Origin of the sequence: Chitinophaga sp. CCNWYY40 (assembly GCF_037483205.1) — a bacterium.
GTDB lineage: Bacteria > Bacteroidota > Bacteroidia > Chitinophagales > Chitinophagaceae > Chitinophaga > Chitinophaga ginsengisegetis.
In genome coordinates this window covers 114226-136922 of sequence record NZ_JBBHLF010000006.1, presented here as the reverse complement: position 1 = coordinate 136922, position 22697 = coordinate 114226, and the positions used below count along the sequence as shown (strand labels likewise).

13 protein-coding genes are annotated in these 22697 nt (G+C 43.5%); 12 read left to right on the top strand and 1 reads right to left on the bottom strand.

Annotation, left to right across the window (positions count from 1 at the left end):
• Positions 1 to 6 precede the first annotated feature (6 nt).
• The 3 genes from V7S65_RS23280 to V7S65_RS23270 all read left to right on the top strand — a co-directional run bounded on the left by V7S65_RS23280 (position 7) and on the right by V7S65_RS23270 (position 6426).
• Complete coding sequence (locus V7S65_RS23280; protein WP_336387962.1) at positions 7 to 1605, top strand: RagB/SusD family nutrient uptake outer membrane protein; 1599 nt, start codon at positions 7 to 9, stop codon at positions 1603 to 1605.
• A gap of 167 nt (positions 1606 to 1772) precedes the next feature.
• Positions 1773 to 3050, top strand: a complete 1278-nt coding sequence (locus V7S65_RS23275) for a Gfo/Idh/MocA family oxidoreductase (RefSeq protein ID WP_079472773.1) — start codon at positions 1773 to 1775, stop codon at positions 3048 to 3050.
• A 19-nt stretch (positions 3051 to 3069) separates the two neighbouring features.
• Positions 3070 to 6426, top strand: coding sequence for a DUF1080 domain-containing protein (locus V7S65_RS23270; protein ID WP_336387961.1), 3357 nt, complete (start codon positions 3070 to 3072; stop codon positions 6424 to 6426).
• A gap of 51 nt (positions 6427 to 6477) precedes the next feature.
• On the opposite strand, the gene V7S65_RS23265 is transcribed toward V7S65_RS23270, so the two are convergent.
• Positions 6478 to 6822, bottom strand: a complete 345-nt coding sequence (locus tag V7S65_RS23265; RefSeq protein WP_079472775.1) for a VOC family protein — start codon at positions 6820 to 6822, stop codon at positions 6478 to 6480.
• A 239-nt stretch (positions 6823 to 7061) separates the two neighbouring features.
• Between V7S65_RS23265 and V7S65_RS23260 the strand changes: the two genes are divergently transcribed.
• From V7S65_RS23260 to V7S65_RS23220, 9 genes are all read left to right on the top strand, one after another.
• Entirely contained in the window at positions 7062 to 8111 is a 1050-nt protein-coding gene (locus V7S65_RS23260; RefSeq protein WP_336387960.1) for a hypothetical protein, read from the top strand.
• Positions 8112 to 8125: 14 nt separating this feature from the next.
• On the top strand, positions 8126 to 9547 hold the full coding sequence (locus V7S65_RS23255; protein ID WP_111579348.1) for a hypothetical protein: 1422 nt from the start codon (positions 8126 to 8128) through the stop codon (positions 9545 to 9547).
• Between the two features lie 29 nt (positions 9548 to 9576).
• Complete coding sequence (locus V7S65_RS23250) at positions 9577 to 10770, top strand: hypothetical protein (protein WP_336387959.1); 1194 nt, start codon at positions 9577 to 9579, stop codon at positions 10768 to 10770.
• Between the two features lie 106 nt (positions 10771 to 10876).
• Positions 10877 to 14152 (top strand): hypothetical protein, encoded by a 3276-nt coding sequence (locus V7S65_RS23245; protein ID WP_336387958.1) that lies wholly within the window; start codon positions 10877 to 10879, stop codon positions 14150 to 14152.
• An 84-nt stretch (positions 14153 to 14236) separates the two neighbouring features.
• Positions 14237 to 18652, top strand: coding sequence for a DUF6443 domain-containing protein (locus V7S65_RS23240; RefSeq protein ID WP_336387957.1), 4416 nt, complete (start codon positions 14237 to 14239; stop codon positions 18650 to 18652).
• The gene (locus V7S65_RS23235) at positions 18649 to 19200 is read left to right on the top strand and encodes a hypothetical protein (protein ID WP_111579353.1); all 552 of its coding nucleotides are present in this window, start codon (positions 18649 to 18651) and stop codon (positions 19198 to 19200) included. Before V7S65_RS23240 ends, V7S65_RS23235 begins: the two co-directional genes overlap by 4 nt.
• Positions 19201 to 20107: 907 nt before the next feature.
• Positions 20108 to 20737 (top strand): hypothetical protein, encoded by a 630-nt coding sequence (locus V7S65_RS23230; protein WP_111579355.1) that lies wholly within the window; start codon positions 20108 to 20110, stop codon positions 20735 to 20737.
• A 464-nt stretch (positions 20738 to 21201) separates the two neighbouring features.
• Positions 21202 to 21750 (top strand): hypothetical protein, encoded by a 549-nt coding sequence (locus V7S65_RS23225; protein WP_336387956.1) that lies wholly within the window; start codon positions 21202 to 21204, stop codon positions 21748 to 21750.
• Between the two features lie 83 nt (positions 21751 to 21833).
• Positions 21834 to 22589, top strand: coding sequence for a toxin-antitoxin system YwqK family antitoxin (locus tag V7S65_RS23220; RefSeq protein ID WP_168771463.1), 756 nt, complete (start codon positions 21834 to 21836; stop codon positions 22587 to 22589).
• Positions 22590 to 22697 lie beyond the last annotated feature (108 nt).

Sequence of the window (22697 nt, the reverse complement as noted above, 5' to 3'; positions counted from 1 at the left end):
TTCACGATGAAAATGAAATTCAACATAACAATGATACTGGGCCTGATATTACTGTGTTCACCGGCCTGCAAAAAATTTCTCACCCACGATAACCCGTCCGGTGTAACCGATGAGGAATGGTGGAAAACGGAGAGTCATGCCTATAGTGCGCTCGGCTCTATTTATGCAGGTGTACCTGCAGGTTCCAGCGGCAGGAATGTAATGTTCTGGTCGGGGCTGAGCGATGAAGCTGTTTGCCGCGGCGACTTCAGGGGCAACTATGATATTTATACACGTGGCTTGCAGAACCCTACCTGGGATGTGGCGGAATGGATCTGGCGGGATGATTATATAGATGTACGCCGTGCCTGTCGCTTTCTTGAAAACGTAGATAAATGTTTTATGGACGACCAGCTGCGTACCCGTATGAAGTATGAAGCCCGCGCATTGCGTGCTTTTTATCATATGGAGATCATGTTGTTTTTTGGTGACATCCCCATTGTAACGAAGTCGGTTACCCCGCTGGAGAATCACCTGAAAAGAGATCCGGCAGAGAAAGTGTATGAATTTATTTTGAGCGAATTAAAAGAGTGTGCGGAAAATTTGCCGAAAGAATATGACAGCGATGAAACCTGGCGTATTTCTGCCGGCGCCTGTAATGCACTGATTGTGCGGCTGGCTTTATTTTTTCATCATTATGATGTGGCCAGGGACGCAGCGGCAAAGATCATCGGCACCGGGGTTTATAAATTACACCGCAGCGAAAAAGCGGGTGTAAACAGTTATGCGGAATTGTTCAGTTATACCGGTGAGCTGAATAAAGAGCGTATTTTTTTCAAAACCAATGGTTGCGATAACGCATGGACCACCTTTGCGCCTTATGGTATTGGCGGAGAAACTTATGTATCGCCCACCGCGCAGGTAGTAGATAACTTTGAAACAAAGCAGGGTAAAACGCCGGCGGAGCTGGGAGCGGATTCTGTGGCGGTATACCGCAAGGATCCCAACTACAAAAATAACCGTGATCCCCGGTTAGCCGTGTCTGTTCTATATCCCGGCCAGTCGTATTTAGATGCTAATTATATTCTTTCTCCCTTTGATAATTCTACCAACAACACCGATAAGATAGGTGTGCAGAAATCTACCGCTACCGGTTACTGGATCCGGAAATACCTCGATCCGCGCGACCGGCAGGGCAGAAGTGGCTCACTCGATTTTATGTATATCCGTTACAGTGAGATATTGTTATCCTATGCAGAAGCCGTGATTGAGCTGGGCAACTGGCAGGATCCACTGATCATACAATATTTGAATGACGTTCGTACCCGGGCAGGTATGCCGGTAGTAGACCAGCAGCGGTATAACAGTGCAGCCACGCTGCGGCAGCTGGTGCGCCGGGAACGGCAGGCGGAGCTGGCATTTGAAGGACAGCGTTATTTTGATATCCGGAGATGGGGACTGGTTAAGCAGGTAATGAACGGGCAGGTATTCGGCGCCACCAATCCGGAAACGGGTATTGCTGTAAAGGTGCAGGACCGTTCGTATATCGACCGGGATTATCTCTGGCCTATACCGGAAAAGGAAATGTTATCTAACCCTGAAATGACACAGAACCCCGGGTATTAATTTCTTACCGTTTATCAAATTTCCGTTACTGTATTTGCATATCAGCTAGTTAGATTATATCTTACCATCCAGACGAACCACGATGTGACAAAACAGTGAATATATCATCATACAGTGAACTAATACTATCAATCAAAACAAATCCAGGCATTCAATTAAACTGAATTATGGCGAAACAAAACAGCGATTCAAGGCGGGCATTTCTCAAAAATTCCCTGGGAGCGCTTGCTGCATTTACAATTGTGCCCAGGCATGTGCTGGGCCGCGGTTACCTGGCGCCCAGCGACCAGCTGACCAAAGCCGTTATAGGCACCGGTGGCATGGGACGTGGCCACTTTGGCTACGCCGGCACACGGGTAGTGGCGCTCTGCGACGTAGACCGCAGTCACCTGAAACTGGCGATGGACCAGCTGGGTGATAAAAGTAAAGGTGTAAAAACCTTTGCCGACTACCGCGAAGTGATCACCTTACCGGAGGTAGATATTGTACACGTGGCTACCCCGCCGCACTGGCACGGTATCATTGCCGCAGACGCTGCACGCGCCGGCAAAGACATCTGGTGTGAAAAGCCGATGACCGCCACCATTGGCGAAGGCAAACGCCTCGTGGAAGCAGTGCAGCAACATGGAAGGATTTTCCGCCTGAATACCTGGTTCCGCTTTGAAGACCGTTTTTATGGAATGGGCACCACGGTGAAGCCGATTAAAAAACTGGTAGACAGCGGTCTGCTTGGCTGGCCGCTGAAAGTGACCGTGAGTAAGCATACCGGCTTCGACTGGAAATTTTACTGGGTAGGTAAAACCAACCTGGAAGCAATGCCGGTGCCGAAAGAACTGGATTATGATATGTGGCTGGGGCCTGCGCCTTATCGCCCGTATAACCCGCACCGTGTGCACCAGACCTTCCGTGGTTATTGGGATTATGATGGTGGTGGTTTGGGAGATATGGGCCAGCATTACCTGGATCCTATCCAGTATTTCCTGGGGAAAGATGACACCAGCCCTGTAAGTGTAGAAGTAGATGCACCACAACAACACCCTGATGCAGTGGGCACCTGGAGAAGAATTACTTACACTTATGCAGATGGTTGCCAGATCATCCTGGATGGTGATGGCGCCGATGAAAAGGCCGCTTATATAGAAGGACCAAAAGGAAAACTGTACCCCGGTTTCCGTTCAGATATCCAGGACCTGGAAAAGAAACTGGCTGCATTCCCTGACCCTGCGCCACAGCAAACAGATTTTGTGGACGCCGTAAAGAACCGCCGGAAATTTGCGCTGAATGAAGAAAATGGTCATCGTTCCGCTACCCTCGTGAATATGGGTAAGATTGCCCTGCGCCTGAACCGCTCGTTGAAATTCGATCCGGTGAAACAGGAATTTATAGATGATGCAGGCGCTAATGCGCTGATCTATCAGCCAATGCGCGGACCGTGGACTATCTAAACAATCAAGTAAACGAATTATGAAAAAGATACAATACTTACTCGTTGCATTACTGGTTGGCTGGAGTAGCCTGGTTTCCGCACAGGGGCCATCAGACCAGCGTGCGTTTCATACCAAAATAGCCGATGTGCTGGCGTTGATGCCGGCCCCCAATAAAACGCAGTTTAATACCAGTATGGAGTCGATTGCGGCGCTGGGGGAAGAAGGGCTTACTACTATTGCCGGTATGCTGGCAGCGCCCGGAAAGGGCAATAACACGCAGTTGGAATATGCGCTGGCAGGATATGCTTATTATGTTACCCAACCGGGAAAAGAAACCGCCCGCAAACAGGCTTCTGCTGCGCTTTGCAAAGCATTGGCAAAAACAGCGGAACCGGAAAATAAATTTTTCCTGATCACCCAGCTGGAAACACTGGCAGATGATAATGCTGTCAGCACGTTGCAATCATATCTCACAGATAACCGTTTGTGTGATCCTGCTGCACGCGCGCTGGTAAAAGTTAATACGCCCGCCGCACAGCAGGCCCTGTTACAGGCGCTCAGCGCAGCTTCCGGCAACAACCGCATCACCCTTACAGAAGCGTTGGGTGATAGCCGTTATACTGCCGCTGCTGCCGCTATTGCGCCACTGGCAACCAATGCAGATAAAAAACTCGCTAAAGTAGCGTTATATGCACTGGCGCAGATCGGCGCACCGGCTTCTGCACCGGTATTAGCCACTGCTGCCGCCAACAGCGGTTATTCCTACGATGTAACCGACGCTACTGCTTCCTATCTGTACTACGCCGCCAATATCACTGATAAAGCAGCTGCTGCAAAAATAGCAGAGAACCTGCTGAAGCAAACAAAAACAGACGCACAGGTACACACCCGTACAGCAGCATTAAAACTGCTCACCGCCATCCGTGGTGAAAAAAATATGCCGCTGCTGTTAGCTGCTGCAGATGATAAGAATGCGGAGTACCGTGATGCTGCGCTGAAATTTGCTGGTCAATACGGCCTGGCAAACAATGCACTGTGGCTGAAGAAACTGTCGGGTTCCGATAATGCCAATAAAGCCGCTGTAATAGGTATGTTGGGAGATAATAAAGTGGCCGCTGCTTTACCTGCCATCCAGAAATTACTGGGTAGCAAAGAGGAGCGCGTAAAACTGGCTGCCATCAAAGCGGCCGGCAAAACCGGCGGCGCCGCTGCCTTGCCTTCCCTGCTGCAAACCATGAAAACAGGAGATGCTGCTACCGTGGAAGCGGTAAAAGAGGCGCTTCTGATTATGCCGGGTGACGAAGTTGCTGCACAGTCGGGCGCCTCGCTGGCAACTATGCCGGCAGCAGCACAAACGGCTTTACTAACGGTACTGGCTGCACGTAAAGCAGACAACCGCGTAAACGATGTATTGCCGCTCACCGCCAGCACAGACGCCGCTACCCGCAGCGCGGCCATCGCCGCATTGAAGGATGTGGCTACAAAGGCAAATCTTCCTGAACTATTTACGTTACTCAATAACACCACCAGCGAAACGGATATCGCCAGCATACAGGAAGCGCTCATCAGCGCAGGCGCCACCAGCAACGATGTGCTTGCACAGATGAAGCAGGCGCCCGCCGGTCAGCAATCCCGCTACCTTCCTGTATTGGCAGGTATTGGTGAAAAAGATGCCTTGTCACCTGTAGTGGCCTCCTTTAATAACGGTGACGCTGCTACGAAAAAAGCAGCAGTAAGGGCATTGTCTTCCTGGAAAGATATTGCCGCCACACCTGCGCTCTTAAAAATAGCCCGTGAAGATGCTACCTATCGTGATGAAGCGCTTGCCGGCTATGTAGCGCTTACCCGTCGCTCCGCTTTGCCTGCCGATCAGCAACTGCTGATGTTCCGCAACGCAATGGAGCTGTCGCCCTCAACCACTATACAGCAGAAAGTGCTGGAAGGCGTGGAGCGTTGCAAAACATTGCCTGCATTACTATTTGCGGGTAACTACCTCGACAATGCACCGGTGCAACAAGCCGCTGCCAATGCTGTAATGAACATCGCACTGGCGGATAAAAGTTACAATGGCGCCATCGTACGCTCTCTGTTAGAGAAAACATCCAAAGTACTGAACGGACCCGATGCCGATTATCAACGGCAGTCGATCCGCAAGTACCTCGCGGAAATGCCCGCCGGCGAAGGATTCGTTCCGCTCTTTAATGGTAAAGACCTTACCGGCTGGAAAGGATTGGTGGAGAACCCCGTAGCACGCGGTAAAATGGATGCCAAAGCACTCGGCAAAGCGCAAGACAAAGCAAACGACAACATGCGCAAAGGCTGGTCAGCGAAAGATGGTTTGCTTGTATTTAGTGGTAGCGGCGATAACCTCTGCACCGAAAAGAAATACGGCGACTTTGAAATGCTGGTAGACTGGAAAATTACCTCACAGGGCGACGCCGGTATTTACCTCCGTGGCTCCCCGCAGGTGCAGATCTGGGATACCTCCCGCACAGATGTGGGCGCACAGGTTGGATCCGGTGGTTTATACAATAACCAGCAACATGAAAGCAAACCACTGAAACTTGCAGACAACGCTATCGGCGAATGGAATCATTTCCGCATCCTCATGCAAGGCGATCGCGTAACGGTATATCTCAATGGCGAACTCGTAACAGATAACACCATCCTGGAAAACTACTGGAACCGCGGATTGCCGATCTTCTCCGAAGAGCAGATCGAATTGCAGGCACATGGCACCTATGTAGCATACCGCGATCTTTACATCCGCGAAATTCCGCGTCCGAAGCCTTATGTACTGAGCGATGAAGAAAGGAAAGCCGGCTACAAAATGTTGTTCGACGGTACCAACATGCACGAATGGACAGGCAACACCAAAGATTATGTGATCGATAACGGTAATCTCGTTATCTATCCAACCAATGGTGGTCACGGTAACCTCTATACGAAAGATGAATACAAAAACTTCTCTTTCCGTTTCGAATTCCAACTCACACCCGGCGCCAACAACGGTCTGGGTATCCGCGCGCCACTTGAAGGCGATGCTGCCTACGAAGGTATGGAGTTACAGATCCTCGATAACGAAGCAGATATCTATAAAGACCTGCAAGTGTATCAATATCATGGCTCCGTATATGGTGTAATCCCTGCCAAACGTGGTTTCCTGAAACCCGTTGGAGAATGGAATACAGAAGAAGCGATTGTAGATGGCACTCACATCAAAATAATACTGAATGGCACCGTTATCCTCGACGGTGACATTGCAGACGCCCGTAAAAACGGTACGCTGGATCATAAAAAACATCCTGGTCTGAACAGGGAAACCGGTCATATCGGCTTCCTGGGACATGGATCGATTGTAAGGTTCAGGAATATCAGGGTGAAAACGCTGTAGTTTTTTGTTTGAGATATAGAACCGTTCCTGCGTAAGTGGGAGCGGTTTTTTTTATGGTTGTACCAGTTCAATCTTTCTTCCGTCGGGGTCCTGGATAATGGCGGTATATCCCCATGCTGTTAATGCAGGTGCGGTGAGGATATTTTCTTCAGGGAGTTCTTTTATCAGGTTATCAAGATCGGCAATTTTGAAGCCCAACCTGGTGGTATTATCTGCAACGGTAATCCCTTTGGGCAAGGGATAGATTTCCAGTACGATGTTCCCATTGATGCTTGCATAATGATAAGGTCCTGTACCATGCCGGTGATAATCAAACTGAAAACCAAGCTTAGCATAGAATGCAGCATGTTCGGCAAGTTGGCTGGTTTTTATAACGAGCAGATTCAGGTCGGGCATTATTTACTATTTATTTTAATGTGAAGTTAATATTAAAGTACCTGGCAAAATACCACGAATGTGGGATGATCCGGTTAATGATAAGTTAATTACTTTTGGCCTTGGATTTAATTGATTTTTACTATTTTGCGTCAGAATTAACTGTAGTGTTCAACCCAGTAGGAATGTAACTGTTTACCCTGATAGTAAGTCATAGTCATATACCTGATAAGTTTGTTTAATTGTTTTATCCTTTATTTATGAAATATTCTTGTTCCCTGCTTCTTTCTTTTGTTGCGTTAAGCAGTTATGCCCAGAATAAACTGGAAGCCACCGGCAATGCGGGTATTGGCACTACTGCGCCTACTGAAAAGCTGGAAATATCTTCCAACGGTTCTTCAAACATTAAACTAACGCATACCGCGGACGTATTAGGCGTGGTGGGCGCGCTCAAATTTAATATGTCTGGTTCCGACTTGGGAAGACTGGAAGTAGAGAGAACTGACGCTTCAGGAAGGATGTCCGCCATGAAGTTTTTTGTGCGGGGTAGTGGGGGTGAATTTGAAACGATGAGGATTGTGAATAATGGATTTGTAGGGATTGGAGAAACCTCACCGTCTGCCAGGCTGCATGTTGATGGTTCGCCTGGAACTGTATTTGCCAGATTTACACAAACAGATGTTTCCGCGGCGGATGGCGCACTGAGTTTTATGAATGGCACTGGTAGCACAGGGAATTATATTCCCGTTATCAACGGACGGAGTTATATACCAGGTCGTTCGTTGGGTCTTTATCTTATAGCCGATGTAGAGGACGTACTTCCAGCTTCTGATATTGCCTATGGTGGGATGATACTTGACAGCAGAAGTAAAACAGGGGCGAGGCTGACAACCAGTAATGTTCTGGCGGTTAACAGCGGAGGCGTAAACCTGATGCTGGTAAAAGCCAACGGCAGTGTGGGCATAGGCACTACGGATACCAAAGGATATAAGCTGGCTGTGAACGGCAGCGGCATCTTTACAAAAGTAGTGGTGAAATCCTATGCCAATTGGCCCGATTTCGTTTTCCACCCGGATTACAAATTACCAACCCTGTCTGAAGTGGAGCAGTTTGTTGTAAAGAATCAGCATCTTCCCGGTATTCCATCTGCCAGCGAAGTAGAAAAAGATGGAGTGGATGTAGGAGAAATGAACAAACAATTATTGCAGAAAGTTGAGGAACAAATGTTGTATATTATAGAGATGAATAAGCAACTCGCCACTCTTTCAAAAGAAGTGGAAGTGCTTAAACAGAAGATCGCCACGAAATAACCCCCTGATTTGCCATGAAAACTATTTATCAACTGACCTTACTATTGTTCGCCTGCCTGTGTACTGCCCAGGCCCAGGACAGCCTGTTGCAAAAAGCGAATGCCATTCCGGGTAAATACCTGTCGCAGGTAAAACAAAAGTCCGATAAAATGGAACGGCAAATCACCCAGCGCAGCGAAAAAGCCCTGAGCCGGTTTATGAAGCAGGAAGAGAAGCTGAAACGCAGGCTGGGTCGTATCGACTCCCTGAAAGCCAATAATCTTTTTGCACATTCGATCGATTCCCTCGGAAGCCTGAAATCCCGTATGAAAGGCAAGCTTGGGAAGTATTCCGGTGCTTTAACCCAGTCCGGTGGTCCTTACCTCGATAGCCTCAGTAATTCACTATCCTTTCTGAAAGACTCCAAAGGTTTACTGGAACAATCCAAAGGGATTACCGACAAATTGAATGGTTCGTTAAAGTCTGTCGATAACCTGAAAGACAAGCTGGCCCAGGCAGAGCAGATCAAAGCGTATATCCGTGAGCGTAAACAGCTGCTGAAAGAACAGTTAAGTCAGTATACCGGCTTCACCAAAGATCTGCAGAAAATGAATAAGGAAGCCTACTATTATGCACAGCAACTGAAAGAGTATAAAGAGGTTTTTAAAGATAAAAAGAAGGCGGAGCAAAAAGCGATGGAAGTGATTAAGAAGATACCTGCTTTCAATGACTTCATGCAGAAACATTCCCAGCTCGCCAGCCTGTTTAATATACAAGGCGCCACTGCCTCAGCCCCAAACCTCGAAGGACTGCAAACCCGCAACCAGGTGGAACAGCTCATCCAGCAACGCTTAGGTAGCGGTCCCAATGCCAGCGCCGCTGTAAGTCAGCAAATGGCCGAAGCCCGCAGCAAATTTGATGAACTGAAAAGCAAGTTCCCTGATCTTGATAATGCCGCAGAGATGCCGGATTTCAAGCCAAAGGAAATGAAAACAAAAAGTTTCCTGCAACGATTGGAGTTTGGAAGCAATATACAGTTCCAGCGCAGCAATAAATTCTTTCCTACCACCGGTGACCTCGCCGGACAAGCCGCCTATAAGTTTCATAAAAATGGAAGCGCCGGTCTTGGGCTTTCCTACAAACTGGGCATGGGCACCGGCTTTGACAATATCCAATTCTCCGGTCAGGGTATGGGGATCCGCTCGTTCATCGACTGGAAGCTGAAAGGCACCTTTTTCCTGAATGGCGGCTATGAGCAGAATTATCAGCCAGATTACGCCGGCGTGCCGGAAGGAGTAGGGCAGAAGTGGACTCAGAGCGGGTTGATTGGTATCAGTAAGAAGTACAAGATCAATAGTAAGCTGAAAGGCAATATGATGGTGCTGTTTGATTTTTTGTATAACCAGCATGTGCCGCGCACGGACCCGGTGAAGGTGAGGCTGGGGTATAATTTTTAATTTTTTTATTACTCAAAAATTATTTCTGAATGCATTCTTTTTTTCGCCTGTACCGCTTGTTAACCAGTATCATTTTAATCATTTCCTGTTTAAGTGTAGAAGCCGCCCGTGGAAACGGACCGGGTGACTGGCTCACAATAGGTAGTACCAATACCGGTGTATCTCCCTACAACTTTTACTATTACAAAGTAGCTAAAATTAATAGTGATGGACATCGCTATGCTACCACTATTGAGTTGGATATAGAGGGAGATGCCAATGCCTATTATATGCAGGGTACCTATCGTATCCGTATCAACAAATATGAAAATACTACCGGGAGATTCGATGGATTGGAGATTCGCTCTATATCCGGTAATCCGTCCGCTGCCACTTTTTATGTTTTTAATGATGCTTTATGGGTAAGATCCAATTATCAATGGGGAAGTATTTATTATCGCACTATTGACTATCTGACTACGAGCCCTATAAATACAGCTCCTTTTGATCAGACCGTCACAGCCCCGGTAGGTTTTGTGGCAAGTACCAGCACTTATGGCCTGAAATGCGATTTTGATAATAATCAGTACTATCAATTGTCCTATGAAGATGTGCAGGGAAATACCACAAATATGGGGAAAATGGGAATAGGCACTGTGCCGGGATATACGCTGCATACAGTTGCACAGGGTAATACAAAGCCATCTGCTTATTTATGGGGAGAAAACTATGGCGTGGCGGTAGGTACCTTGAATGCAACGGCTGCCAACTATTCATTTGCCGTTTTAAATAATGCCAATACAGATGGATCCGGCGCCACCGGTGGAGGTAAACCACTATTATATGTTAGAGGTGATGGTAATGTAGGTATAGGTACGAATGCTCCCCAGGCAAAACTGGCAGTGAAGGGAGATATTTTTGCCCAGAAAGTGAAGGTTACACAGAGTGGCTGGGCGGATTTTGTATTTCATCCGGATTATGAGTTACCATCATTGCAGGAGGTCGAACGCTTTATTAAGGTGAATAAGCATTTGCCGGAGATTCCTTCAGAGAAAGAAGTGGAGAAAGAAGGACTGGATGTAGGAGAGATGAATAAGAAGTTATTGCAGAAGATTGAAGAGCTGACGTTGTATATTATTGACCTGAAGAAAGAAAGTGTGGAACAACGGAGGGAGTTGGAGAAGTTAAAGGAGAGGAATAGTAAATTACCAGATCCGGCCAGTTGCAGAAATGCCGGGTTTTAAACTTTGTACAACCAGTACGTGCTGCGGATAGACCCGGTGAAGGTGAGGCGGGGGTATAATTTTTAGAGATAGAACTAGTATTAAAGACCTATACTTTTGTTCAAGAATGAAGTGTTCATTTTCCAGGCGTAGTGTCATTCGCCAGATTGGTTTACAGATTGCCCTGCGCTGTGTTTGCGTAATGCCATTATTAGCTCAATCAGCTGATTCTAAAATAACACCCCCCAGGCCTGTTCCTCCTTCCCCGGAAGTGGCTTCACTGTTTAAATTCAGTGAATTGCCGGTAACATTGTACACTGGGTTACCTAATGTGAGTATCTCCATGTTTGAGATAAAGCTAAAAGACCTGACGATTCCTGTTACATTGCAATATCACACCGGAGGGGTAAAGATAGATGAGGTAGCATCCACCGTTGGAATGAACTGGAACTTATCTGCTGGGGGAAGTGTAAACGCCATGATACGTGGGCACGATGATCTGAGTAATGGCTATCCTGGGTATTTGCCTATTACCGATCAGATTTATGCAGGACATGGGCAGTACGATATAAACCAACCCGAGGGTGGTGTTTCATTCCTATGGTGTAGAGATATTGCTGCAGGGCTTTCGGATCCTGAACCAGATATGTTTAATTTTAACGCGCCAGGCATCAGCGGTAAATTTTTCCTCGGATTAGAAGGAGCTGCTCATGTAGTTCCTGTACAACCGGTGAAAGTGAAACTTTATGATGGAGATGGAATTAAAATAGTCGGCGAAAAAGGGGTTGTTTATTATTTCAATAAACGTGAAATCAGCTATGCAACTATGGCCGGGTCGGCAAACGATAATTATTATCTGACCCGTATCATTACACCATCAAGAGACACAGTTGACTATGTTTATGAAGCCAGCAATTATACCTATAAAAGCTATTTTGGTGAGTCTCGTGTGAAATTTATATCCGGGGTTAATAGTCCGGAATTGCTTGCACAGGCGGGAGATGTGATTGCGCACCTAAATAGCTATGATAGTATACGGGTAACAGGGTGGCGGATTAAGGCGATTAACTGCACAAATGGTACGAATGTGAATTTTTCTTACCTCACAACTAGCCGTAAGGATTTGCCGGGAACAAATGCTCTAAAGGATATTTCTCTTTATTATAAAACAGGCTTTATTAAAAAGTTTGTACTGAAACAGGAATACCGGGGAGATTCAACTAGACCGGACTTGTGCAGATTGTGGTTATCAGAAGTTTATGAGGAAGGGAAAAACGGGATGAAGGTAGCACCATACAAATTTTTTTATGATCCTAGTGCATTACCCCCAAGACTTAGTAACGGACAGGATCACTGGGGTTATGCAAACAGCGGTGGGGGAAGTACCCGCTTACCGAAAAATGATATTTATTGGCCGTTAGACCCGGTATCGGCAAACAGGGAGCAGGATACCAGTAAATCAAAAGCTGGCATTATGACAAGGCTGCAATATCCCACAGGAGGAAGTACTGATTTTACTTATGAGCCCAATGACGTCTGGGTGGAGAATGAGCAAACGATTACATATAGTGCCGTAACAGAAGGTGTATACGGTACGCCTTTTACGCGTAGGGAGCGGACTTTTACGATTCCTCCTGGAACGCAATCAAAGAAAATATTTTATAACACTTATGCCTCACCCCCTTCAACGGGAGGAGGTGGTGGTGGAATAGAAGATCCGCCCGGGGAAGACGAAGGGACTTGTAATATAACAGTGATAAGACCTAATGGATTACCACCTTTAGACTATTTAGGCAGTAATTCAAATCCAAATGGAGAAGCTGTTAACTGGGGACCTGGTCAGTACACAGTTGTGGTAGATACTTACGGCGATAATTCAAGATCTTTTTTTGAACTGAAATATGAGAAGTACGATACTTCGTATTACACCGGTAATAAAATTGTAGGCGGATGGAGGATAAAGAAGCTGGCATATAAAGATCCGTTTACTCCTGCAGGGGATAAGGTGTATAATTATTCCTATACAATACCAGATTTAGTTCCGTCACATTCAAGTGGCACATTGCCGACATCAAAACCGCAGTATGAGTATCTCCGTAACCTGACTTTGCGCAAAATAATTCAAGGAACAGGGGAGTTTTCGGGGCCGGAGATTATAGAACAGTCCTGCCTGGTAGCAGTACAATCGGCCAATAGCTTATTGCCACTCTGGAATGACCACGGACATATTTTCTACCCATCAGTAACTGTATATAATGGGGATAACGGTGCGAATGGTAAAACAGTGTATAATTTTTCCTATGCGGCCAATGTGGGAGGATACTATGGATACCCATTTGCCCCTTCCAGCAATTTCGACTGGCTATGTGGCTCCCTTTTGAAACAGGACGACTTTGTTAAAAAAAACGATGGTACTTATAAATTGCTTCAAACTACAGAAAATAAATATGGCGTAGGACCGGATTCGGTATACTGGCGTTTGATGTATAACGTGCCTGAACCACCTGCACATTTAAAGGGTATTGGTGTTACTGTACGTGAAATCGTACCTGAAATGTCAACTGGGGTAACTGTAAAGCCACCACGTTTTGATTTTAATGACTATCATTATATCTCTGCCTGGCTTCATCTGGATTCCTCGGTTGTTACGCAATTTTCACCCAGTTCTGCCGACCAGTTAAAAACAACTACTTCCTATAAATACAAGAACGGATTGAGTTTACAACCAACAGAGGTGAAAATGGTTAATAGTAAAAATGAGCAGGTAAGTACCCTCAATACTTATCCCAATGATTATAAGGGTACTGCGGTATACGATACCATGGTGGCTCGTAATGTCATTACGCCTGTTATTCAGCAAACTCAATTTAATAACACTGGCAATAAGATACTACTTCGAAAACAGACGAATTATACACGGACTTCAGCAGATATTTTAGCTCCGTCAAGTGTTCAGCAGGCTTTGTATACCAATAATCTTGATACGGAAATCGTGTATGCAAAATATGATGAAAATGGTAATCTACTGGAATACTACGCTAAAGACGGGGTGGTCCATTCTTTTATTTGGGGGTATAATAACAATTATCCGGTAGCAGAAATTACGGGTTGTGATTATACCAAAGCCTTGTCATATATAAGACCCGCCTTACTTAAAGATCCGGTAGAACAACAATTACGCGACGAGTTAAATTTGATTCGCACCAAATTGTTGGCGGAATCTGTGATGGTTACCACTTATACCTATGCGCCCATGATAGGTATTACCAGTGTCACTGATCCTACAGGGAAAACATCGTATTATCAGTATGATGATTTAAATAGATTGAAAGTGATACTGGATCAGAATGGCAAAATATTAAAACAATACGATTATCAATATCAAAAATTGGGTAGTCAGTAAATGAAAGAATAGCGGCAGGCACTTTTGGTTCAACCTGATTGATTTTTGTCATTGATTTCAATAATTACGAGTAAAATAATTTTCATGGTTCATCTGTCAACCCGTACGTTGAAAATAATACCTTATATATCCCTGTTTCTAACTGTGGCTGACCTTCAAGCTCAAATACCCGGCGGAACACAATTGCCAACAGCCACCCCTGTCGGCTTGCCTTCTGCCTATACCAACCCACTCATCAACTACGTCCGTACCTGGGAACCAGCGTTACCAACTACCGATACCGCATATGTGGCATCAGCCAGTCGATCGGTTACTGAGGTGAGGCAAACAACAGCCTACATAGATGGACTTGGCCGGCCGTTACAAACGGTAGCAAAAGCAATGAGCTTTGGTGGTAACGATATTGTATCTCCTGTAGTTTATGATCAATTTGGAAGAGAACAGACTAAATATTTGCCCTATGTTCCGCAGGGTGTGAAAGATGGCAAGTTTAAAACAGATCCATTTAACGCACAGAAGAGTTTCTACAAGACACAGGTGCCTGGCGCTAGCGGAGATAGTGTGTATTATAGTCGTGTTGATTATGAAGCATCGCCTTTGAACCGGGTGCTGAAAACTTATGCCCCTGGTAACAGCTGGGCAAAGAATGATCCTGCCACGGTGGAAAGGGGAGGAAACCACCCGGTGGAAAACCAATACCTGATAAATGCCGTGACAGATTCAGTGCGCATCTGGGACTTCGCTGCCGGAGCCATCATTCCTACGAGTGCAGCTGGGCGCATATATGCCGCCGGCCAGCTGTATAAAAATATATCAATCGATGAAGCAGGTAGCCAGGTAGTTGAATACAAGGATAAAGAAGGTAAGGTTCTGCTTAAAAAAGTACAACTGGGTACGAGTCCAGGCACTGGTCATATGGGCTGGTTATGCACTTATTATGCCTATGATGATCTGGGTAACCTGCGTTTTGTAATACCTCCCAAAGCAGTGGAAGCCATTATCAGTAACTGGACAATCAGTACAGCCATCGCAGCCGAACTTTGTTTTATCTATCGTTATGATGGTCGCAACCGTATGATCGTAAAAAAAGTACCCGGCGCCGACTCTACAGAGATGGTCTATGATGTGCGGGATAGGCTGACTTTTTCCCGGGATGGCAATATGAAGGGTGAAAGCTGGCTGGTGACTTTCTATGATGGGCTGAATCGTCCTACAATGACAGCCCTCTACAACGTTGCCACCGACCGGGCCATATTGCAGGCAACTATGAATACGGCAACCAGCAATACGCAAAGCCTGTCGTATAACTTTCCGGGAACAGCGGACCTGGTACTGGCGTTTCATAATGGGAGTAACTCCTACGTGGCTACCAACAGTATTACTCTTACAGATGGTTTTGACACCGGAACAGGAACGGAGGTGATCGCAGAGATCAATACCGCAGCCAGTAATGGTACCGCCAGTGTTACTGTTACTAATCCGCTGCCTAATATACCCATCGGTGCACTAACACCGCTGACTTACACCTTTTACGAGAGTTATGGATTTGCCGGTAAGCAAAACTACGCTAGTACAGATATTACTAAACCGCAAGCCGGTAGTAACTTAAATGCAGAAGCGCTACCTGCCACTGCCAGCACTATGATAAAAGGGCTGGTTACAGGCACTAAAGTAAAAGTGCTGGATACCGACCAATGGCTGACCACCACCAACTATTACAACGACAAAGGACGACTGATCCAGACGATATCGGACAATGTCAGCAGAGGGCAGGACGTGACCACTAACCTGTATGATTTTAATGGAAAGCTGTTAAGCACTTATCTCAGTCACAGGAATCAGCGCAGTGGTACCCGTCCTCAAACGGACGTACTAACCATGTTGACATACGATGCCGGCGGGCGTCTGCTTAACATCAAAAAGAAGCTGAATAATGACGCAGATCTGGAAAGGACGATAGCCGTAAATGAGTATGATGAGCTTGGTCAGCTAAAGAAAAAGCGTTTAGGTATAAACGGAACCGGCGCTCCGGTGGAAACGTTAAATTACGACTACAATATCCGGGGCTGGCTGAAGGGAATTAATAAGGATTTTATTCCTGCAGCCGGTAGCATAACAAACTGGTTTGGGCAGGAGCTTAGTTATGATTACGGTTTCACCACAGCTCAATTCAATGGAAACATTGCAGGCGCGAAATGGAAAAGCCGTAGTAATGGGATTGCACGGGCCTATGGATACAGTTATGATAAGGGTAATCGCCTGACGGAGGCACAGTTTACCCAACAGAATACGGGCAGTACCAACTGGACTGATAATCTGGCAAATTTCTCTGTAAGCGGATTATCATATGATGCCAACGGCAATATCCTGTACATGAACCAGAAAGGGTTGAATGGCGCCGTAGTGCAAACCATTGACAGCTTAAAATATGGTTATGTTGCAGGAAGTAATAAACTATCATTTGTAACAGACAGGAAAAACAATACGCAAAGCCAGCTGGGCGATTTTAAAGAGATCAATAACAATGAAACAGCGGATTATATTTATGATGTCAATGGTAATCTCACTAAAGACGCCAATAAGAATATAGCCGCTATTCGCTATAACCATCTCAATCTGCCGGATAGCATAGCTATCACAGGTAAGGGCCTCATTAAATATCAATACGATGCCGCTGGAAATAAACTAAGAAAGATAGTTGTAGATAATACCCTTACCCCGGTCAAAACTACCACGACGGATTATATTAACGGATTTGTTTACCAGAATGATACCCTGCAGTTTTTGGCTCATGAGGAGGGGCGGGTGCGTGCCGTTTTTGAATCAGGCCAACCACCTGCATTTGCATACGATTACTTCGTAAAGGATCATCTCGGAAATGTACGGATGGTGTTGACAGAGCAAACAGATCTTTCGATGTACGCAGCCACAATGGAAACATCCGCGGCGGCAACAGAAACCGCTTTGTTCAGTAATATTGATAACACCCGTTCAGCTAAACCTGCAGGGTATCCATCAGACGAAAGTGCTGGCAGTAATGCTTCTGTATCTAAATTGACAGCAGCCAATGGTGGTAAGAAAATAGGTCCTTCCCTTGTACTCAGGGTCATGGCTGGAGATACGATCCAGATTGGAGCAAAAGCCTTCTATAAATCCACGGGGCCTCAGAATAAGAATACCCCAACAGCGCCTGCGGAAAGTATGCTGGCGGACCTGGTGCAGGTATTTAATGGCAGCACTTCAGCAGACGGTACTCACGGTGTGGCATCCTCTGAGCAGGCAACGCCGTTTAACAGCAGTTTTTACAACAATGATTACCAACGTTTAAAGGAAAAGGAACCTGATCAGCAGAACCCCGACAGGCCCAAGGCCTATCTTAATTTTGTTTTGTTTGATGATCAGTTTAAATTAGTAGAGGGGAATAGTGGAGTAAAGCAGGTAAAAGCAGAACCGGATCAGTTACAAACATTAGCCCAGGATAAAATGGTGATGGAGAAGAGTGGGTTCCTGTATGTTTACACAAGTAATGAAAGTCCGCAGGAGGTGTTCTTTGATAATGTAGTAGTAGCGCAGGCGAGTGGGCCGTTGCTGGAGGAAACGCATTATTATCCGTTTGGGTTGACGATGGCGGGGATTAGTTCCAATGCGTTGAAGGGATCGAATTATCCGAAAAATAGAAAAGAGTTTAACGGGATGGAGCACACAACAGATCTAGATTTGAATCAATATGATGCGTTTTATAGGAACCTTGATCCACAGATAGGTAAATGGTGGCAAATAGATAGTAAGCCCAATCATGTTGAAAGCCCATATGCGTCAATGAGTAATAATCCGATTGGAATGGTAGATCCGTTAGGAGATACGACCCAGTACATGGATCATAATGGGAACTCACTTTACGTATCAAATGATAATCTTCCTAATGCACTAACAGTTATACCTGAACAAAATAGTGGAGGTTTTGCCTTAATCTTAGCTTTTTTAAACACAAAGCATGGAGCAAAGTATAAGAATAATAATAGTTTAAATGAAGTTTTAAGAAAAACTGGGAAGAGTTATTCAGCCGATCAATATTTCAAATTATATGATGAGCATCAGGATAAGTATAATGGGAAAGACGAAGTGCCAGTTGATGGGAAAGGACCTTTGTATAAGGAATTCAAGATTCAAGTATTTGATGATAACGGAGATATGACAGCGCGTGGGAATTCTGATAATGATGGTACTCCTGGTCTTAGCATCGTGGATCAAGGTGATGCCGCGGCAACCCTACATACTCACCCCAATGAAGGCCGACGAGTTAGAAAGAATTCAGGTGTTGGATCTTACGGAGTGGGTGAAAGTGGAATGGAAACTGATCTATGGAAGACAACTCAAAAACCAGGATCAGGCTATTTCAATATTGTTGTAACTCAGGGTCAGGTTAGGTTATATAATAGTAGCGGCGTTAAAATAATTATAAACAGAAATGGTCATATTTTTAAAAAGACTAAAGAATGAAATGGATTTTAGTTATACTGACTTGCCTCAGTGGATGTAATATAGCTAATGAAAAACATAAAATTGATTCGGATTCCCAAAGAACTCCCCAGGCTTATGTGAGTGATGAATTTGGTAAAACTGAGAGAAAAGAGGTTATAGACTCATTAAAATGGATATTTTATAGTTTGAATTATGAATATAACGCCAGACATTATATTCACAGTAATTCTAAATTGAAGTCGATTGAATGTGACCTTCGATTACGGAAAATTGTGAGAATAAAAGATACCTCTGAATATTACTTTTTAAGTTATAGCAGAGAGCCCTCCGAAATATATTTGATAGAGCCAGATGACTATATTGGAATCGCTACAGTGGATGGGAGGGTACGCTATACTATTGGTGGGAATTTTACTTATGATAAACCTGTTACTTCGCAAGCAGCGGATTCATTCTTTCGACGTAATGATTCACTTTTTATCAATTATATAATTCATTATAAGGGAACTATGAATGGATGGTTGAAAAGTGAAGTGGATAGGAGGAGAATAATTGTCGGGCAGTAATTTGGGGCATCGAATATTTTTGGAAGAGACGCATTATTATCATCCGTTTGGACTTACCATGAGCGGGATATCTTTGAATGCTTTAAAGGGGGTAGTTATTCGTTGAAATTCGAAGATTTGGTAATAACACACCTGCTCCTGAATTAATCTACAGAATAAGATTAATCCTATGAAAAAAAAGTATTCTAATAAGTATATTAATAGCAATAGCAGGTTGCACAGGGCAAAAAGAAAAGGTTGCTAGAGAATTATTTAATGACAAATCGGGTTTTTGCATAAAAGCCCAGCTCCCTGAAGAATGGTCGGACTATAAAGGAATACGTGCGTTTTTAGATGAAGATTTTATATTCCAAAATATAAAGGGGCAAAAGACACTTCATCATGGATGGTATTACGTGTCTATGAATTTAAATCGGTGGAGCAAAGCAGATTTAATATTGATTCAATACTAAGCTGGCAGATAAACTTAGCTCAAACAGAAAATAAAGCTACCCATCTTTTAAGTAAGAATGTAAACAAGCGGTCTTCAGGGAAGGTTATTGGTTATTTTGACTTTACAACAAAGAATGCTAATAGGCTGGATTATTCAAGGTTCCTGGTTTTTTTTCAGAGAAAGAAAATCGGAGTTTTGGAATTGCATCATAGAGTTAATCAGGATATGTTTTTGAAGATAGCTAATCTAATAACAGAATCTTTAGATTATTGATATAGCTATAAGAATAATAAAAAAAATAGATTTGATATAAAAATATAAAAACAGATGTAAATAATCCGCAGGCATTGCCTACGGATTATTTACATCTGTTAAGTTTATCACTTTTAATAAGAGCATCCGGTGTATATAAAATATGTTGTTTGTCTTCTTCCGGGAAACCAGCAATATCGTTCAGGCGTTTAAGCATATAATATGAGAACAATTTTTATAGTTGTCATTATAATCCTCTTTTCAATATATGGCAACTGCCAAACACTAAAAAAAGAACCTGTTGCTAAAAGTGATAGGATGAATGGTGTTTTCCTTAAGTTCAACTTTTCAGCTAAAGACAGTCATAGTGTTATTAGCTTAATACTGAAAAGGGATAGCACTTTTTCTTATCGTGCAAATACTCTTGCAACTCATGAAATAAGTGAGGGTAAATGGAAAATGAGTAAAGGTCTTTTAATATTGGAAAGTGCATTTCAAATGGATAATATTCCGGCAGAGGTAAATTACGGAGGGGATAGAAGATTTGTTGATAGTTGTGATATTGCCGTTGTGGAAAATATCAAACATGAACTTCTGACGGATGCTTTTGTAGTAGTTAACAATGACACTATAAAATGTCTTCCAATGATTGGAAAATGTAATAGCTCATTTGAGAAGATAGATAGAGTAAAAATTGTTTTTGAGAATGGTATGTCTTCAGAATGGATTCCAGTTAAATTCAATGAAAAGAAAGTAGCACTTACAGTACTGACTGATATTCCCATCAGGAATTATGTCGTTATGAACAAGCGAAAATTTAAACTAGTTGGAAACCGTTTAAGGCAGCTTTGATCATGAATAATATTGCCGAAGAAGGAATTCTTCTTAATGATATACTAATAATAATGGGCAGTTGTAAAGGGCAATACAAAAAAATCACTACAGAATTATACAATGACAAATCATTTTTTTGTATAAAAGCTACGAATTTAAATCAGTGGAGCAAAACCGATTTAATATTGACTTGCCACTAAATTGGCATATAGATTTGGCTCATGCAGAAAATAGAACTACCCATCTTTTAAGTAAGAATTTACGGAAAAGATTTTCCGGGAAGGCTATTGGCTTTTTTGATTACACAACAACGGATGTTAATAGAGTGAGCTATTTAAGGGTTACGGTTTTCTATTAGGGGAGGAAAGTCGGAGTTTTAGAATTACATTATAAGGCAAATCAGAATAGATTTTTGGAGATCTCCAATCCAATAACAGAATCTTTGGATTATTGACAATACCTATGAAATAATAATTCTAAACATGAGAAGCAGCAAAGTGTTTTTAATACTATTTAATTTACTTGTTTCTATAAAGTGTTCAGCACAAATAGACACTGTAGTTGTAAAAGAGCAGCAAGGCTTTTTATTCTTATCTGCATATAACTATATGTATGATTATGGTGGAACTAGGAATGAAATTAAACTCCTGGGTTTTCATGATTTTTTCTATCCCTCAGACACACTTGGCTTGAATAAGTTGGAAGGACCCAAAGGAATCCACGTATTAAAGAATGGACAAAGAGTTGATTTTTTTGACAAAAGACAGCTGTTTAAGGAAAAGGCGAAAGTAGTCGCGTGTCTTGATACATCTGGTTGTTATAGTTTTAAGAAATTTTTTATTGTTCCTGTTATTATTAGTTATAAGCAATATAAAGACTATGAACCTGCAATTTGCCATAAACCATTTTATGAGCTGGTAATTAATAAAGAGCAATCAATTAGATTTGAGTATCTCCCACAGGCTATCACTATATCTTCTATTAAGGGAATCAAAGTAGGAAATAATATGAGAAAACTAAAGAAGAAATAGCGTACTTTAAAGGCACATGTTAGTAAAAACCAATCGCTTACCTTTGCCCAATCAATTAATGTTTCTACTTAAAAATGCAAATCGTGAAACCAGTTTCTTACTGCATAATAATCTTCTTAACCACTTTCACCAGCTGTCAACAAAAAAAAGAAATCAGAGAAACCTTTTTCCCTGACGGGAAACTGGAAAGCAGAATAGTCGCGCTATCTAAAGAAGACATTAAATACACTTCGTATTATAAAACCGGAAGCATTGCAAGTGAAGGAGAGCTAGATAGAGACCTGGCCAAACAAGGAGCATGGAAATATTTTTATCCCGACGGAAAGATAGCAGCATTTGGGGAGTATAATGACGAACTAAGAGTAGGCACATGGACATATAAACTAAAAGATACTGCTTTTACCATTGAATGGGAGACATACATTAACAGACCCTTAAAGCTGAATCTCCCCAAAGGATGGATCATCAACGAGAATATTGCTGCAGACACGCTGCTTACTGCCTATACTGCTGATGGCTCCATTCTCAGGCTTAGTGTTTCTTTAGTAGAGAAGGGAAATGAGCCTTTTGATAGCCTGGTAGTAAAAGGAACCAGGGATTTCAATAAGACATTTCCACTCATTCAGGGATCTATTACCGACGCAATAATAAATAGCATAAAGTCAAAAAAGGTAGTACAATATGTTGGGCATGGCGAAAAGAAGCTCAAAATTTACCGGCTCTATGTGCCTGGCGATAACGTAATTTGTTTGCTGTCTTTTATTTTACAACAACCTGAAAAGGAACCTTTCTATACTAAAATAATAGAAGAAATAGTTACTAGTTTTGAGATAATATAGAAGACCACCCTATAACAATAATCATATGTCTACCAGGCCAGTTTTAATCAACCTCCTATTATTTACCATTATCAGTATCCTATTTATAGCTTTTGCTTTTGCATTTGG